A 17,147-nucleotide genomic window follows, 5' to 3' on the forward strand; every position below is an offset into this window, starting at 1 on the left:
CGGGTCAGCCGGCCCGGCGACAGGAGTCGGCCGCTCCCACCCAGGTCGGGCTGGACCAGGCCCACTGGTCGTTCAGCTGTCGTACCCGCACGTGGTAGAAGTCCCCGTCGCCGTCCGGGCGTTCGTCGGTCAGTTCGAAGTCGGCGGCCGCCTCCTGCTCGGGCACGGCGCGGTCGAAGCGGTAGGCGCCGGAGACGAACCCGCCGGTGAAGCCGGTCCGCGCGCCCGCCAGCAGCTCGCCGACGGCGTGGGCGGTCTCGACGCCGTTCACGACGGCGACCAGCCGGGTCCGCGCGTCGCCCTCGACCCGTAGGGAGAAGCCCTGGGTGCTGTCCGTGGCGGTGTTGGGGTTGCCGTCGGTGACCGTCCGCAGCCGGACCTCGCCCGGCCCGGAGCGCTCCCAGGCGGACGGCCGGTAGGTGTCCGGCTCGGCCTCGGCCGGCGCGACCGTCTCCGGGCCGCGCAGCCGGGGCTGGACGTCCAGCAGCCGCCCGCCCTCGACCCGCAGCGTGACGTCCCAGTGCGTCGGCTCGCCCCGCCGGCCCCAGCCGACGGCGAAGCCCAGGGTGCCGGTGAAGGTGTCCGTGGCCGCGGCCCGGGAGAGGAGCTCGGGGCGGCTGACCCGGTGCACCGGGACGCCGTTGCGCAGCAGTTCCACGTGGTCCAGGGCGTCCAGGCCCCGCACGGTGACCCGGATCCGGCGCCGGTCGGCGGAGGCGGTCTCCGCACCCATCGGGGCGCCGTTGACGGAGGTGGCGAGCAGGATGCGGTCCCCGGTGATCGCGTAGGTGCGGCGCTGCCGGACGGCGTTCCAGATGCCGTCGCGGGTCAGCTCCGGGGCCCAGACCGCGACCCGGCCGTGCCCGTGGCTGCCGGGGAAGGCGCTGTGGTGGTCGGTGGAGCCGATCAGCCCGAAGCGGTGGCCCAGCCGCAGGCCGTGGACGGCCGTCGCGGCGGCGGCGCGGGGGCCCATGGTGTGCAGGTAGGTGCGCGGTGCCTCGTCGGACTCGGCGCAGCCGTGCATCGACACCATCTCCACCACCGGGGCGAACTCCTCGGTGTAGGAGGCCCAGTCGATGCCGCGGCGGGCCGGTCCGTAGCCGATGTGGTGCGGCAGGGCCCAGGTCCGCACGCCCTGCGCGGCGAGCTCCCGCAGCCGGGCCCGCAGTCCGTCCAGGTCGGCCGCCCGGATGATCTCGCCGCGCGGGCCGTCGAAGTACACGCAGTGGTCGCCGTACGCGAGGCTGTGCCATTCGAAGGACTGGAAGGTGACGAAGCGGCCGTCCTCGTGCGCGGCGGCGGTGACCTCCTGGACGTGGTCCCAGAGCCGGGCCAGCCGGGCGAAGCCCTCGGTGTGGTAGTCGACCAGGCCCGCCAGCTCGGGGGTGCGCTCCGGCAGGTCGGGCCACCAGCCGTGGCCGGTGACGCTGGCGAAGTCGAGCTGGAGCCGGGCGTTGGCGTAGGCGTCCTCGATGCTCCCGTGGCCGTAGCTGATGCCGCAGTGGTTGTGGAGGTCGCCGACGTACAGGCCCAGGCCGGCGTAGCCGGGCGTGTCGGTGGTGGGGGCGGTCATCGGGGCGGGCTTCCTCGGGTCGGGTCGGCCGGGCCGATCCCTGTTTGATCGACTCTGAGAAAAAGTTAGCCGCGTTCTCCCGGGGACGGTCAAGGGATGTTCGGCCGGTGTCGCGCGATCGCCATCGGGCGAAACATCACCTTCACAGAAGATCCGCTGGTGGAGACAGTACGGTGCTGGTCAGCGAGTCGACCAGCGACCGTCGAAGCCTGCCCGGACTTTTGACCGATCTGATAGAAACCTCTCAGCTCCCGGCTCCACCGCCGGCCGAGGCCCTGCCCCGAGCGCCTCCCCCAGCCCCGAAGGACGGTTCCGATGCCGCACCCCGCCCTGCCCGCCGCCCCCGACCTCCGCGCCTCCCACCTGGTCCGCGGCCCCGAGCACCCCGAACCCGGCTACTGGGCCGGCTGCCCCGGCGTCCGCTACGAACCGGACCGCGACCGCTTCCTGCTCACCTACCGCGAACGCCGCCCGCGCGGCGCGGCCGGCGGCCCCGACCGCGGCTGGCGCTGCGCCGTCGCCGGGAGCACCGACGGCATCGCCTTCGACGACCTGTGGTCCGTGCGGCGCGACGAACTGGACTCCCCCTCGATGGAGCGGTCCGCCCTGCTGCGCCGCGACGACGGCTACCTGCTCCACCTCAGCTACGTCGACCCGGTCGACAACCGCTGGCGCGTCGACGCCCTGAGCGCCGACGATCCCGCCTCCTTCGACCTCGCCGGCCGCACCCCCGTACTCACCGCCGCGACCACCGGCACCGAGGGCGTCAAGGACCCGTACCTGCTGCGGACCGACGCCGGCGTCCACCTGTTCACCACCGTCTCCCGCGCCCGGCCGTTCACCCCCGAGGAGCGCGCCCGCGCCCACGCCGACGCCGACATCCACACCACCGGCCTCACCGTCCAGCCCACCGCGCTGGCGATCTCCCCCGACGGGCTGCGCTTCGACGCCCCGCGGGGCCGCGCCGCCGAGGCCCTGGACGTCGGCCCGGCGGGCGCCTGGGACGGCTACGAGTCCCGGATCACCACCGTCCTCCCCGACGGCCGGGGCGGCTGGCTCGCGCTCTACGACGGCTCGGCGGACGCCGCCGGCAACTACGAGGAGCGCTGCGGCCTGGCCGCCTCCGCCGACCTGCGCGAGTGGCGGCGCCTCACCCCGGACGGCCCCTGGCTGGACGTCCGCTACGCCGACCTGGTCCCCGCCCGCGGCCGCTGGTACCTCTACTACGAGCAGAGCCGCCCGGACGGCGCCCACGAGCTGCGGGTCGCCGTCCTGGACGAGTTCGCCGGCGTACGGCCCGACGGCAGCCCGGTGGCCTGAGGCCCCGCCAGGCCCCGCCAGGCCCCGCCAGGCCCGGCCGGCCCCCGCCCGGCCCCGGCCCGCTCAGGCGGCCGCGGCGGCGGCTTCGGCGAGGGAGTCCAGGACCGGCCGGACCAGCGGGTGGCCGTCGGCGCCGGCCCGGACGGCGGCGAAGACCCGCCGGGTGGCGAGCTCGCTGTCCACCGGGCGCACCGCGACCTCGCCGAGGTCGACGCCGCGCAGCGCCGAGCGCGGCACCAGCGCCACCCCCAGGCCCGCCGAGGCGAGCGCCACCACCGCCCGGAAGTCGTCGGAGGAGTGCAGCAGCCGGGGCTGGAACCCGGCGTGCTCGCAGGCCAGCAGCACCACGTCGTGGCAGGGGTTGCCCGGGTACGGCCCGATCCACGGCTCGTCGGCCAGCGCGGCGACGGCCAGCGGGCCGGACTCGGCGGCCAGCCGGTGGCCGAGCGGCAGGACCGCCTCGAAGGGCTCGGCGTACAGCGGCACCCGGGTCAGCCGGGCGTCGTCGGCGCGCGGGGCGCCCCGGTACTCGACGGCCACCGCGAGATCGGCCCGGCCGTCCAGCACCATCGGCAGGCTGGCGTCGCCCTCGGCGTCCAGCACCTTGAGCCGCACCCCCGGCGCGCGTTCGGCGAGCAGGCCGACGGCGGGGGCGAGCACGGAGGCGATGGCGGTCGCGAAGGAGGCGACGGTGACCTCCCCGGACACGCCCGCGCTGTACGCGGCGAGGTCGGCCTCGGCGCGTTCCAGCTGGGCGAGCACCACGTCGGCGTGGCCGAGCAGGATCTCCCCGGCGGCGGTCAGCCGCACGCCCCGGCCCTCCCGGGCGAGCAGGTGGTGGCCGGTCTCCTGTTCCAGGGCGGCCAGCTGCTGGGAGACCGCGGAGGGGGTCAGGTAGAGGGCGGCCGCCGCGGCGGTCACGGTGCGGTGGTCCGCCACGGCCCGCAGGGTCCGCAGCCGTCGTGCGTCGATCACGGACCAATTCTGCCAGCGCGGCGCGGCGGTCCGGCCCGGGCTGAGCGACCGGACCCCTCCGGAGCAGCGGTTTCGGCCGCGGGGGCCGCCGGAGGCACCGCCGGTGGCGCATTTCCGGACGAGATCGCTCCAGGTCGTTGACCGACCACCCGTGCGGCGCTTGGGTCGTACCGACCGGGCCACGGGGGGCCGAGGGCCCGGGACCGTCATCTGGGGAGGATGATCGATGACCACCGCACGCACCCGGCGCCGACTGGCCCGTACCGCCGCCGTCCTGGTGGCCGCCGCCGTGGCCGGGGCCGCGATGCCCACCGCCGAGGCCAGGCCGCCCAAGGGCGACACCGCCCGGGTCAGCGAGGGCGCCAAGGGCGAGGCGCTGGACGGGCCCTCGCTCGCGCTCGGCCTGAGCGGCGACGGCCGGTACGCGCTGTTCTCCTCGTCGGCGACCAACCTGCTGCCCGGCGGGGCCGGGGCCGTGGGCGACGTCTACGTCCGGGACCTGCGCAACGGCCACACCGAGCGGATCAGCGTCGCCCCGGACGGCTCCGCGCTGGACGCCGGCAGCAACGACGCGGCGATCAGCGGCGACGGCCGGTACGTGGTGTTCAGCAGCTACGCCGGCAACGTGGTGCCGGGCCAGTCGAAGCACCCCACCGACGTCTTCGTCCGCGACCGCCGGACCGGCCGCACCGAGCTGGTCACCGCCGGCGACGGCGCCTCCGGCGCGGGAGACGACCAGAGCGGCCGCAACGCCTTCAACGCCGCCATCAGCGCGGACGGCCGCTACGTGGTCTACTCCTCCGACCGCACCGACCTCGCCCCCGGCGTGCGCCGCGGCAAGTTCAACGTCTTCGTCACCGACCGCTGGACCCGCACCACCCGGCTGGTCTCCACCGGCGCGGACGGCGCCCCGGCCGACAACAACTCCTCCCGCCCGACGATCAGCGCCGACGGCAGCGTCATCGGCTTCACCTCGCGGGCCGGCAACCTGCTCCCGGCCGACGGGACCCCGCCCGAGCCCGCCGCCGCTGCTGCTGCTACCGCCGCCGACGACGCCGACGCGTCCGAAGCCGGGGCCGCGCGGGCCCCGCACACCGCCGGCGCCCGCGCCGAGCTGGCCGGGATCCGCGCCTACCCGTACTACGTCTGGGAGGCCCGCACCGGGAAGATCACCGGCGTCAGCCGGGACGCGGCCGGCGAGCTCGTCGGCGCCGGCAACGACGGGCGGGTCAGCCCCTCCGGCCGCTACGCGGTCTACACCGTCTTCGAGGAGGGCGGCCGGCCCGGCTCGCACGGCCGCCACCAGGACGTCTACGTCCGCGAACTGGCCACCGGCGCGACCACCAAGGTCGACAAACCGCTGTCCGGCAGCACCCTCGAGTCGTCGTACGACCCCGTGATGCCGCTGAGCGACCGCTGGGTGTACTTCACCTCCGAGGTCACCGACCTCGTCCCCGGTGACACCAACGGCCAGGCCGACATCTTCCGCACCGACCCCCGCACCGGGCTCACCGAGCGGGTCTCCCTCACCCAGGACGGCTCGCAGAGCACCACCTCCGCGTTCTTCCCCCAGGTCGACGACGAGGACACGACCCTGCTGTTCAGCGCCGAGGACGGCAACCTGGCGCCCGTCGTCGACAGCGCCACCACGGACGTCTTCCGGCGCCGGCTGTGAGCGCCTGACTCCCCTGCGGAATACGCCTGTTGACGTATTTCCCGACGGGATCACCCGAGCCCGTTGACCACCGGCCCTCCCGGCGGTTGGCTCTGCGAGAGCCCGCCGCCGGGAGGGAGCCCGGCCGGGCGATCACAGGGGAGGACCAGCCATGACCGCACGCACCCGCAGATGGGCGGCCCGCACCGCCGCCGTCCTGGCGGCCGCCGCCGTGGCCGGCACCGCGATGCCCGCCGCCGAGGCCAAGCCGCCCAAGGGCGACACCGCCCGGATCAGCGAGGGCCCCAAGGGCGAGCAGCTCAACGCCTACTCGACCCCGCTCGGGCTGAGCGAGGACGGCCGCTCCGCGCTCTTCACCTCCGCCGCCACCGACCTGCTGCCCGTGGCCGGCACCCCGAACTCCGACGAGGTGTACGTCCGGAACCTGCGCAACGGGCACATCGAGCGGGTCAGCGTCGCCGACGACGGCTCCCCGCTGAACGCCCCCACCAGCATGGCCTCGATCAGCGGCGACGGCCGCTACGTGGCCTTCAGCACCACCGCCACCAACGTGGTGCCCGACCAACCCTCCCACCCCAGCGACGTCTTCGTCCGCGACCGCTGGACCGGGCACACCGAACTGGTCACCGCCCCCGCCTTGCCGGGCAACGGCGACCAGAGCCCGTTCGGGGCCATCAGCCCCAGCATCAGCCGGGACGGCCGCTACGTCGCCTACGTCTCCAACCGCGGCGACCTCGCCCCGGGCACCGTACGGCGCGGCAAGAACAACGTCTACGTCACCGACCGCTGGACCCACACCAGCCGGCTGGTCACCGTCGGCACGGACGGCGAGGGCGCGAACAACAACTCCTTCGCCCCGACGATCAGCGCGGACGGCTCCACCGTCGGCTTCACCTCCCGGGCCGGCAACCTGCTGCCGGAGCCGCCGGCCGACCCCGCCACCGCCGACCCCGCCGCCACCGAGCCCGCAGGCACCGACCCCGCCGGCGCGGACCCCTCGGAGGCCGGCCCCGGGCCGTCCCTGGTGGGCCCCCACTACTACCCGTTCTACGTCTGGAAGGCGGACACCGGAAAGATCGTCGGCGGCAGCCTGGACGGCGCCGGCGAGCTGACCGGCGTCTCGTACGACGCCAAGGTCAGCCCGGACGGCCGCTACGCGATCTACAGCCTCCCGGTGTTCGTCGGCGGCTCCCCCGGCCCGGCCCACGGCATCCGGCTGGACGTGTACGTCCGGGAGCTGGCCACCGGCAAGGTCACCAAGGTCAACACCGACCTGCCGGGCACCGGCACCCAGTGGTCCTCCTCCGGCGGCGTGATGACGGCCGACAGCCGCTGGGTCTACTTCGACTCCAGCGCCGCCACCCTCGTCCCCGGCGACACCAACGGCGTGAGCGACGTGTTCCGACGGGACCTGTGGACCGGCCGGATCGAGCGGGTCAGTCTCACCCGGGACGGCACGCAGAGCACGTCCTCGTCCTACAGCCCGTTCGTGGACGCCACCGGCGGCACGGTGCTCTTCAACGCCGACGACGGCGACCTCGTCCCGGGCGACACCAACGAGGTGCTCGACGTCTTCGTGCGCCACCTGTGACGCCCTGACTCCCTTGCCGCATACGACCGGTGGCGTATTTCCGAACGGAATCGCCACCGGTCGTTGACCGACCACCCGTACGACGCTTGGCTCTCCCCGACCGGGCCGCGGGGGCCGTGGGCCCGGGACCGCCACCAGGGGAGGACCGACCATGACGCACGCACCCGCCCGCCGACGGCTCGCCCGTGCCGCCGCACTGCTGGCGGCCACCGCCGTGGCCGCCGGCGCCGCGCTGCCCGCCGCCGAGGCCAAGCCGCCCAAGGGCGACACCGCCCGGATCAGCGAGGGCCCCAAGGGCGAGCAGCTCAAGGGGAGTTCGTCGGCCCTCGGGCTGAGCGAGGACGGCCGCTCCGCGCTCTTCACCTCCGCCGCCACCGACCTGCTGCCCGTGGCCGGCACCCCGAACTCCGACGAGGTGTACGTCCGCGACCTGCGCAACGGGCACATCGAGCGGGTCAGCGTCGCCGACGACGGCTCCCCGCTGAACGCCCCCACCACCACGGCCTCGATCAGCGGCGACGGCCGCTACGTGGCCTTCAGCACCACCGCCACCAACGTGGTGCCCGACCAACCCTCCCACCCCAGCGACGTCTTCGTCCGCGACCGCTGGACCGGGCACACCGAACTGGTCACCGCGGGGCCCGGTGGCGGCGGGTACTCCGACAGCCCGTCCATCAGCCGGGACGGCCGCTACGTCGCCTACCTGTCCAACCGCGCCGATCTCGCCCCGGGCTCGAACCCGCGCTACTTCAACGTCCTGGTCACCGACCGCCGTACCGGCACCACTCGGGTGGTCACCACCGGCGTGGACGGCGAGGCCGCGAACAACACCTCGTACGGGGTGACGATCAGCGCCGACGGCTCCACCGTCGGCTTCACCTCCCTGGCGAGCAACCTGCTGCCGGAGGCCCCGGCCGCCGCTGCCACCCCCACCGCCACCACCCCCACCGCTGCCGAGGACGGAGCACCCGGGCTGGCCCCGGCCCGCTTCTACCCGTACTTCGTCTGGAAGGCCGACACCGGCAAGGTCTCCGGCGCCAGCCTGGACGAGGAGGGCACCCTGCGCGGCGTCGCCGTCGGCGCCCGGCTCGGCCCCGACGGCAGGCACGCCCTGTTCGCCCTGCCGTTCCGCATCGGAGGGCCCGGCTCGAACCGGTTCCGGATGGACCTCTACGTCCGGGACCTGGACACCGGCGGTCTGACCCGGGCCAACGCCGGTCTGCCCGGCACCACGACCGAGGCCGGGGCCGGCGCCCCCGCCATGACCGCCGACGGCCGCTGGGTCTACTTCGACTCCAGCGCGGACAACCTCGTCCCCGACGACACCAACGGCGTCAGCGACGTGTTCCGACGGGACCTGTGGACCGGCCGGATCGAACGCGTCAGCCTCACCCGGGACGGCGCGCAGGGCACCGCCGACTCGCTGGGCGCGTCCGTGGACGCCACCGGTGGCACGGTGCTCTTCAGCTCCGCCGACGGCAACCTGGTGCCGGGCGACACCAACGCCGCCACGGACGTCGTCGTGCGGCACCTGTGATGGCCTGATTCCCTTTCCCCATACGTCCGTTGACGTATTTTCCGCCGACATCACCCACGGACGTTGACCCCTCGGCCCTCCCGACGATTGGCTCTGCGAAAGCCCGTCGCCGGGAGGGAGCCCGGCCGGGCGACCATTGGGGAGGAACACCTCATGACACGTACCACCCGCAACCGGTGGCTGTCGGGCGCCGGCAGCGTCCTGGCCGCCGCCGCCGTCCTGGCCGTCACCGCCGCGCCCGCCCAGGCCGCCCCGCGGCCGCGGGGCACCGTCCAGGTCAGCGCCGGGGTGAACGGCACCGCGCCGGACTTCCCGTCCGCGGCCCAGGGCCTCAGCGCCGACGGCCGCTACGCCCTGTTCACGTCCCGGGCCACGAACCTGCTGCCCCAGCCCCCGGTGGGCTGGAGCAACGCCTATGTGAAGGACCTGCGCACCGGCCGCGTCGAGCAGGTCAACCTGTCCGACTCGGGCGCGGCGCCGAGCGGCTCGACCGACCAGGCCGGGATCAGCGCCGACGGCCGCTACGTCGTCTTCGAGAGCGACGGCGAGAACGTGGCGCCCGGCGCGCAGGTCAAGGACCGCACCGAGGTGTACATCAGGGACCGCAGGACCGGCCGCACCGAGCTGGTCAGCAGCAGCCCCACCGACACCGACAAGGACCAGTACCACTCCTCGTACAACGCGCAGGTCAGCGGGAACGGCCGGTACGTGGTCTACGTGTCCTCGCGGAACGACCTGGATCCGACCGTCGTGCCGCCGGAGCCGGAGCCCGGCACGGAGCCCGGCACGGAGCCCGGCACGGAGCCCGGCACGGAGCCCACCGCCGGCCCCTCGCTCGCCAGGCCCTACACCTGGAAGATCAACGTCTACCTCACCGACCGCTGGACCCACACCACCCGGCTGGTCTCCCGCGACTACAACGGCCGGGCGGGCGAGAGCACGTCCTTCCGCCCGACGATCAGCACGGACGGCCGGACCATCGGCTTCGGCTCGATCTCCGCGCTGCTGCCGTCCGAGGAGACGCCCGACCCGGCCGCGTCCCTCACCGCCGGCGACGTCGACCTGCCCCCCGGCGCCGAGGCGGCCCCGCCCGCCGCGCCGTCGGTGCTCCTGGCCCGCCCGACCACCGCCACCTACTACACCTACGACGTCGCCTCCCGGACGATCTCGCCCGCGAGCTACGACACCGCGGGCAAGCTCACCAGTGCGGCCTTCGACGCCACCATCAGCCCCGACGGCCGGTACGCGGTCTACGGCCTGCCCGAGCTCGGCGGCTCGACCAACGGTCACCGCTACCACACCGTGCTGCACGTCCGGGACCTGCGGACGGGCACCGTGACGCGGATCAGCGGCGGCCTGCCCGGCACCAGTTCGGTCGGCTCCTCCGGCCACCCCAGCGTCACCGCCGACCACCGCTGGGTCTACTTCTCCTCCGCCGCCGACAACCTGGTGGCGGGCCCGCAGCACCCGGGCTGGGACGTCTACCGCCAGGACCTGCGCACCGGCCGCACCGAGCGGGTCTCCACCGCGCCCGACGGCTCGTTCGGCAACGGCTCGTCGAACGACCCGTACGTGTCGGCCAACGGCAGGACCGTGCTGTTCGACTCGACCAGCGGCAACCTGGTGGCCGGCACCGACGGCCCGGCGGTCGAGGGCTCCCAGGTCTTCGCCAAGCCCACCCGGCTCCACGCGGGCGACGACGACCAGGGCGAGGACGACGACCAGCAGTAGCCCGATCACACCCCGGGAACCACGACGGGGGCGGGACGTCGGCCGGGCCGGCGTCCCGCCCCCGTGCGGGAGGGTGGGGCAGGTGGTGTGCGGGCCGTGCGGCGGAGGCGAATCGAATCGCCCCCGCCGCACGGCGGTCGTGAGCCCGTGGGCCGGTCCGGTTCCGAGCGGTCCGGCCCACGGGCAGCTCTTCGGGGCTACTCGCCCAGTGCGGCGCGGGCGTCGACGAAGGCGGCGACGGCGCGCTCGACGTCCTCGGTGGAGTGCGCCGCGGACAGCTGCACCCGGATCCGGGCCTGGCCGTGCGGCACCACCGGGTAGGAGAAGCCGATGACGTACACGCCGCGCTCCAGCAGCAGTTCGGCGAGCCGGCCGGCCTTGGCCGCGTCGCCGATCATCACCGGGGCGATCGGGTGGTCGCCGGGCAGGATCTCGAACCCGGCCTCGGTCATCTTCGTGCGGAACAGCGCGGTGTTGGCCGCCAGCCGCTCGCGCAGCTCGTTGGACTTCTCGACCAGGTCGAGCACCTTGAGCGAGGCGGCCGCGATCACCGGGGCCAGCGAGTTGGAGAACAGGTACGGGCGGGAGCGCTGGCGCAGCAGGGCGACGATCTCGCGGCGGGCGGCGACGTAGCCGCCGGAGGCGCCGCCGAGGGCCTTGCCGAGGGTGCCGGTGATGATGTCCACGCGGTCCATCACGCCGTGCAGCTCGGGGGTGCCGCGGCCGCCCGCGCCGACGAAGCCGACGGCGTGCGAGTCGTCCACCATGACCATGGCGTCGTAGCGGTCGGCCAGGTCGCAGATCTCGCGCAGCGGGGCGACGTAGCCGTCCATCGAGAACACGCCGTCGGTGACGATCAGTCGGCGGCGGGCGTCCTGGGTGTCCTGGAGCTGCTTCTCCAGGTCGGCCAGGTCGCGGTTGGCGTAGCGGTGGCGGCGGGCCTTGCTGAGCCGGATGCCGTCGATGATGCTGGCGTGGTTCAGCGCGTCGGAGATGACGGCGTCGCGGTCGTCCAGCAGGGTCTCGAAGACGCCGCCGTTGGCGTCGAAGCAGGAGGAGTAGAGGATCGTGTCCTCCTGGCCGAGGAAGGCCGAGAGGCGGTCCTCCAGCTCCTTGTGGACGTCCTGGGTGCCGCAGATGAAGCGGACCGAGGCCATCCCGTAGCCCCAGCGGTCCAGGGCGTCCTTGGCCGCGGCGAGCACCTCGGGGTGGTCGGCCAGGCCGAGGTAGTTGTTGGCGCAGAAGTTCAGCACCTCGCCCGGGCGGCCGCCGGCGGTCACGGTGACCGCGGCGCTCTGCGGGGAGCCGATCACCCGCTCGGGCTTGAACAGGCCGGCCTCGCGGATCTCGTCGAGGGTCGTGGCGATGTCGGCGCGCACGTTGTCGAACACAGCAGGCTCCTTTTGCGTCGGCGGGGTGGCTCAGGCGGTCCAGTCGAGGATGATCTTGCCGCAGTTGCCGCCCGCGGCGTCGTCGAAGGCGGCCTCGAAGTCGGTGGCGGCGTAGCGGCCGGTGATCACCGGGCTGAGGTCCAGGCCGCCCTCCAGCAGCACGGACATCGCGTACCAGGTCTCGAACATCTCGCGGCCGTAGATGCCCTTGATGGTGATCATCGACGTGACGATCGAGGCCCAGTCCACCGGGAACTGCTCGGCGGGCAGGCCGAGCATGGCGATCTTCCCGCCGTGGGTCATGTTGGCGATCATCGACTGCATCGCCTCGGGCCGGCCGGACATCTCCAGGCCGACGTCGAAGCCCTCGCGCAGGCCGAGCTTCCGCTGGCCCTCCTCGATGGTGTGCTGGGAGACGTCGAGCGCCAGCGTCACGCCGACCTCGCGGGCCAGGTCCAGGCGGTACGGCGAGACGTCGGTGATCATCACGTTGCGGGCGCCGGCGTGCTTGGCGACGGCGGCGGCCATGATGCCGATCGGGCCGGCGCCGGTGACCAGCACGTCCTCGCCGACCAGCGGGAAGGACAGCGCGGTGTGCACGGCGTTGCCGAACGGGTCGAAGATCGCGGCCACGTCCAGGTCGACCGGCACCCGGTGCACCCAGACGTTGGAGGCGGGCAGGGCCACGTACTCGGCGAAGGCGCCGTCGCGGTTGACGCCCAGGCCGACGGTGTTGCGGCACAGGTGGCGGCGCCCGGCCAGGCAGTTGCGGCACTTGCCGCAGACCAGGTGGCCCTCGCCGCTGACCAGGTCGCCGATCGCGATGTCCGCGACCCCGGCGCCGATCTCGGCGACCTCGCCGACGAACTCGTGGCCCAGCACCAGCGGTGTCCTGATGGTCTGCTGGGCCCAGCCGTCCCACTTGCGGATGTGCAGGTCGGTGCCGCAGATGCCGGTCCGCAGCACCTTGATCAGCACCTCGCCGGGGCCGATCTCGGGCATGGGGACGTCCATCAGCCAGAGCCCGGGCTCGGCCTGCTGCTTGACGAGTGCCTTCACGGCGGCTCCTGACGTGCGGGTGGGGCGGCCTGCGGGTCGCGGGGGCAGGCCGGAGGAGCCCGGTTCGGCCGCTCCTGACGGGCACGCTCCGGGCAGGCAGAAATCTGCCTGGTCGGAGGGGGTGCGGTCCATCGAGGAATTCTTAAGGGCGGCCACAGCTGGGCTGAACGATCGTGCCCGAGCGGCGGCCGACGGCGGGTGCGGCATGCCGGTGCTCACCCGTCCGGCCGAGCGCGGGGGCGGTCCGCGCGACACCGGACGGGGGCCGGACAGGGCAGGCCGGGGCCCGACCGGGGGTGCCCGGCGGCGGGCCCGACCGGGGGTGCCCGGCCGCGGTCCGCCAGCCGGGCGGGGCACTCGGCTGACCGTGCTCCCGTTCGGTCCAGCCGGGCACCGACCCGCGCGCGGCCGCACCACCCGGGTGCTTACGGTGGCGGCGCTCCCCCCGCGGCCCCGTGGAGCAGCGCTCCGGCCAGGCCGAGCCGCGCTCCGGGGCCCTCCGCCAAGGGGCCGTCCGCCCCAGAGAGGCCCGACTGCGCCGATGACCGACACCCGGCGGCCCCGACCGGCCGTCCCCCGCTCCGTACCGGCGGCCCGCCCTCCGCGCCCGGCCGTCCCCCGGTCCGTACGGGTGGCCTCCGCCGCCCTCGCGCTGAGCGGCCTGCTCGCCGTCTCCGCCTGTTCCGGGGGCTCCGAGCCCGTGAAGAAGGCCGATCCGGCGGTCACCGCCGAGCCGGCCGCGCTCAGCCCCTCCCCGACCGGCAGCCCCACCGGCGGGGTCGTGGCACTCACCCCGGACGTCACGAGCCGGCTGGACACCGCGATCAAGCAGGTGATGAGCCAGGTCTCCATCCCCGGGGTGATCGTCGGCTACACCACCCCCGACGGCAGCTACCAGCGTGCCTTCGGAGTCGCCGACAAGGACACCGGGACGGCGATGTCCCCGGACCTGTACATGCGGATCGGCAGCGTGACCAAGACCTTCACGGCCACCGGCATCCTGCGGCTCGTGGACCAGGGCAAGCTGAGCCTGGACGACCCCGTCTCCAAGTACGTGCCGAACGTGCCCGGCGGCGACGGGATCACCCTGCGCCAGCTCGGCGACATGCGCAGCGGCCTGTTCAACTACACCCTGGACTCCGGTTTCCAGCAGGCGTTCTTCAACGACCCGACCCGGCCGTTCCCCCCGTCCGAACTGCTCGGGTACGCGTTCAAGCACCCGGCGAACTTCGCGCCGGACGCCAAGTTCGAGTACTCCAACACCAACCTGATCCTGCTCGGGCTGGTGGTCGAGAAGGTCGGCGGGCAGCCTCTCAACGACTTCCTGAAGGCCCAGGTCTTCGACCCGGCCGGGCTCACCAGGACGAGCCTGCCGACCGACGCGGCCTTCCCGGACCCGCACGCCCACGGCTACACCAACCAGACGGCCAGCGGCGCGGTCGAGGACGCCACCGACTGGAACCCGTCCTGGGGCTGGGCGGCGGGCGCCGTCATCTCCACCCTCGCCGACCTCCAGACCTGGTCGAAGGAGCTGGCCACCGGCGAACCGCTGCTCAAGCCCGCCACCCAGGCGGAGCGGCTGAAGTTCAAGTCCACCGGGGACACCCCCGACCTCGGCTACGGTTTCGGGGTGTTCACCACCCACGGGTGGATCGGTCACAACGGCTCGCTGCCCGGGTACGAGAGCGTGGTGATCTACCTGCCGCAGGCCAAGGCCAGCCTGGTCATCCTGCTCAACACCGACATCACGCACGACCAGTCGGAGCCCTCGACGTTCCTGGCGCGGGCGATCACCCAGATCGTCTCGCCGAACAACGTCTACACCCTGCCCACTCCGCCCGCCGCGGGCTCGTCGACGGCCTCCCCGTCCCCGACCGCCTCCCCGACGGGCTCACCGACCGCTTCTCCGACGGGCTCGCCCACGGCATCCCCGTCACCGTCCCCGTCACCGTCCCCGACGGTCTCGCCCACCGCCTCGCCGTCGCCCGGGGTCTCGCCCACGGAGACCGGGGCCACCTCGCCCGCACCCACGCTGCACGTCTCCTGAACCACCGTGCGGGGCTGCCCGACCCCACCGGGTCGGGCAGCCCCGCACGTTTCCTGACGATGCGTCAGCTCCCCAGCACCCGGCCGAGGTCGTAGGAGACCGGCTCCTCCAGCTGCGCGTAGGTGCAGCTCTCCGGGGTGCGGTCCGGCCGCCAGCGCCGGAACTGCGCGGTGTGCCGGAACCGGGTGCCCTCCATGTGGTCGTACGCGACCTCGACCACCCGCTCGGGGCGCAGCGCGATCCAGGAGAGGTCCTTGCCGCCGGTCCAGCGGCTGACCGCCCCCGGCAGCCGGCCCTCGGCGTGCGCGGCCTCGTCCGCCCAGCCGCCCCAGGGGTGCCGGGAGAGGTCCGTCATCCGCAACGGGGCCAGTTCCTCGACGAGTTCGCGGCGCCGGGCCATCGGGAAGGCCGCGCAGACCCCGACGTGCTGGAGCCTGCCGTCGTCGTCGAAGATGCCGAGCAGCAGCGAGCCGACCACCGGGCCGCTCTTGTGCTCGCGGTAGCCGGCCACCACGCAGTCGGCGGTGCGCTCGTGCTTGATCTTGTACATGGTCCGCTCGCCCGGCCGGTACGGCTGGTCCAGCGGCTTGGCGACCACCCCGTCCAGGCCGGCGCCCTCGAACTCGGCGAACCAGGTCCGGGCGAGGTCGAGGTCGGTGGTGGCGGGGGCGGTGAACACCGGGTCGGCGGCGTCGGCGAGCGCGGCCTCCAGGGCCGGGCGGCGCACCGACAGCGGCTCGTCCAGCAGGCTCTCCTCCCCGAGGGCGAGGAGGTCGAAGGCCACGAAGGAGGCCGGGGTGCGCTCGGCGAGCAGCTTCACCCGGCTCGCGGCGGGGTGGACGCGCTCCAGCAGCTCCTCGAAGCGCAGCCGTCCGTCCCGGGCGATCACCACCTCGCCGTCCAGCACGCAGCGCGGCGGCAGCTCCCGCCGGAAGGCCTCCACCAGCTCGGGGAAGTACCTGGTCAGCGGCTTGCCGGTGCGGCTGCCGAGCTCCACCTCGTCGCCGTCGCGGAACACGATCGAGCGGAAGCCGTCCCACTTGGCCTCGTACTGCGCCCCGGGCGGGATCCTGGCCACCGACTTGGCGAGCATCGGCGCCACCGGTGGCATCACGGGCAGGTCCATGCGTCCGATCCTCACCCGGTTCGCCCCGGGGCGCGCGCCGGGCGCGCGGCGCTTAGCGTGAGGGGCATGGGCTCAGCCGTGGAACTGGATGTCGCCGGGCGCACCGTCCGGCTGTCGAACCCGGACAAGGTGTACTACCCCGAGCGCGGCTTCACCAAGCTGGACGTCGCTCAGTACTACCTGGCCGTCGCCGACGGGGTGCTGCGCGGACTGCGCGACCGGCCGACCACCCTGCAGCGCTTCCCGGACGGGGTGGAGGGCGAGTTCTTCTACCAGAAGCGCGCGCCCAAGGGCCTGCCGGAGTGGCTGCCCACCGCCCGGATCGAGTTCCCCAGCGGCCGCTCCGCCGACGAGATCTGCCCCACCGAGCCCGCCGCCGTGCTCTGGGCGGCCAACCTGGGCTGCCTCACCTTCCACCCCTGGCCGGTGCGGCGCTCCGACACCGACCACGTGGACGAGCTGCGCATCGACCTCGACCCGCAGCCCGGCACCGACTTCCACGACGCCGTCCGCGCCGCCCACGAGCTGCGCGCCCTGCTGGAGGAGTACGGGCTGCGCGGCTGGCCCAAGTCCTCCGGCGGGCGCGGACTGCACGTCTACGTGCCGCTGGCGCCCGAGTGGACCTTCACCGACGGGCGGCACGCGGTGATCGCGCTCGGCCGGGTGCTGGAGCAGCGGATGCCCGGGAAGGTCACCACCGCCTGGTGGAAGGAGGAGCGCGGCGAGCGGATCTTCGTCGACTACAACCAGATGGCCCGCGACCGCACCATCGCCTCCGCCTACTCGCTGCGCGCCCGCCCGCGCGCCACCGCCTCCGCCCCCCTGCGCTGGGAGGAGCTGGACGACGCCGCGCCCGAGGACTTCGACCTGCGCACCCTGCCCGCCCGGTTCGCCGAACTCGGCGACCTGAACGCCGGGATGGACGGCCAGGCGTTCCGCCTGGAGGCCCTGCTGGAGCTGTACGACAAGCAGCTCCACGACGAGGGCCTCGGCGAACTCCCGTACCCGCCCGACCATCCCAAGGCGAAGGGCGAGCCGCCCAGGGTCCAGCCGAGCCGGGCGAAGAAGAAGTAGGGCCCCCGACAGGGGCCCTCCCCGTCAGGGCCCCTCCTCCCCGGCGCC

12 protein-coding genes are annotated in these 17,147 nt (G+C 74.1%); 7 read left to right on the forward strand and 5 right to left on the reverse strand.

Annotation, left to right across the window (positions count from 1 at the left end; genetic code table 11):
• Positions 1 to 4: 4 nt before the first annotated feature.
• Positions 5 to 1,573, reverse strand: a complete 1,569-nt coding sequence (locus ACWD4P_RS23565; RefSeq protein ID WP_449780932.1) for a DUF3604 domain-containing protein — start codon at positions 1,571 to 1,573, stop codon at positions 5 to 7.
• Between the two features lie 315 nt (positions 1,574 to 1,888).
• Between ACWD4P_RS23565 and ACWD4P_RS23570 the strand changes: the two genes are divergently transcribed.
• The gene (locus ACWD4P_RS23570; protein ID WP_449780933.1) at positions 1,889 to 2,893 is read left to right on the forward strand and encodes a hypothetical protein; all 1,005 of its coding nucleotides are present in this window, start codon (positions 1,889 to 1,891) and stop codon (positions 2,891 to 2,893) included.
• A 63-nt stretch (positions 2,894 to 2,956) separates the two neighbouring features.
• Here the strand turns inward: ACWD4P_RS23570 and ACWD4P_RS23575 are convergent, their stop codons facing one another.
• Complete coding sequence (locus tag ACWD4P_RS23575) at positions 2,957 to 3,868, reverse strand: LysR family transcriptional regulator (protein WP_359829952.1); 912 nt, start codon at positions 3,866 to 3,868, stop codon at positions 2,957 to 2,959.
• Between the two features lie 226 nt (positions 3,869 to 4,094).
• Here ACWD4P_RS23575 and ACWD4P_RS23580 point away from each other — a divergent pair, with 226 nt between their 5' ends.
• The 4 genes from ACWD4P_RS23580 to ACWD4P_RS23595 all read left to right on the forward strand — a co-directional run bounded on the left by ACWD4P_RS23580 (position 4,095) and on the right by ACWD4P_RS23595 (position 10,402).
• On the forward strand, positions 4,095 to 5,543 hold the full coding sequence (locus ACWD4P_RS23580; RefSeq protein ID WP_449780934.1) for a TolB family protein: 1,449 nt from the start codon (positions 4,095 to 4,097) through the stop codon (positions 5,541 to 5,543).
• A gap of 151 nt (positions 5,544 to 5,694) precedes the next feature.
• Positions 5,695 to 7,134, forward strand: a complete 1,440-nt coding sequence (locus tag ACWD4P_RS23585) for a hypothetical protein (RefSeq protein WP_449780935.1) — start codon at positions 5,695 to 5,697, stop codon at positions 7,132 to 7,134.
• A gap of 151 nt (positions 7,135 to 7,285) precedes the next feature.
• Entirely contained in the window at positions 7,286 to 8,671 is a 1,386-nt protein-coding gene (locus tag ACWD4P_RS23590; protein WP_449780936.1) for a TolB family protein, read from the forward strand.
• 153 nt (positions 8,672 to 8,824) lie between these two features.
• On the forward strand, positions 8,825 to 10,402 hold the full coding sequence (locus ACWD4P_RS23595) for a hypothetical protein (protein ID WP_449780937.1): 1,578 nt from the start codon (positions 8,825 to 8,827) through the stop codon (positions 10,400 to 10,402).
• 197 nt (positions 10,403 to 10,599) lie between these two features.
• Here ACWD4P_RS23595 and ACWD4P_RS23600 read toward each other — a convergent pair whose 3' ends face one another.
• Positions 10,600 to 11,793 (reverse strand): glycine C-acetyltransferase, encoded by a 1,194-nt coding sequence (locus ACWD4P_RS23600; protein WP_380704996.1) that lies wholly within the window; start codon positions 11,791 to 11,793, stop codon positions 10,600 to 10,602.
• A 30-nt stretch (positions 11,794 to 11,823) separates the two neighbouring features.
• On the reverse strand, positions 11,824 to 12,852 hold the full coding sequence (gene tdh, locus ACWD4P_RS23605) for an L-threonine 3-dehydrogenase (protein WP_359829015.1): 1,029 nt from the start codon (positions 12,850 to 12,852) through the stop codon (positions 11,824 to 11,826).
• 541 nt (positions 12,853 to 13,393) lie between these two features.
• On the opposite strand from tdh, the gene ACWD4P_RS23610 reads away from it, so the two are divergent.
• The gene (locus tag ACWD4P_RS23610; RefSeq protein WP_449780938.1) at positions 13,394 to 14,899 is read left to right on the forward strand and encodes a serine hydrolase domain-containing protein; all 1,506 of its coding nucleotides are present in this window, start codon (positions 13,394 to 13,396) and stop codon (positions 14,897 to 14,899) included.
• A 64-nt stretch (positions 14,900 to 14,963) separates the two neighbouring features.
• Here ACWD4P_RS23610 and ACWD4P_RS23615 read toward each other — a convergent pair whose 3' ends face one another.
• Positions 14,964 to 16,025, reverse strand: a complete 1,062-nt coding sequence (locus ACWD4P_RS23615; RefSeq protein ID WP_449780939.1) for an ATP-dependent DNA ligase — start codon at positions 16,023 to 16,025, stop codon at positions 14,964 to 14,966.
• A gap of 66 nt (positions 16,026 to 16,091) precedes the next feature.
• Between ACWD4P_RS23615 and ligD the strand changes: the two genes are divergently transcribed.
• On the forward strand, positions 16,092 to 17,099 hold the full coding sequence (gene ligD, locus ACWD4P_RS23620) for a non-homologous end-joining DNA ligase (protein WP_359829018.1): 1,008 nt from the start codon (positions 16,092 to 16,094) through the stop codon (positions 17,097 to 17,099).
• Positions 17,100 to 17,147: the final 48 nt, after the last annotated feature.

The organism is Kitasatospora sp. NPDC002543 (assembly GCF_053594915.1).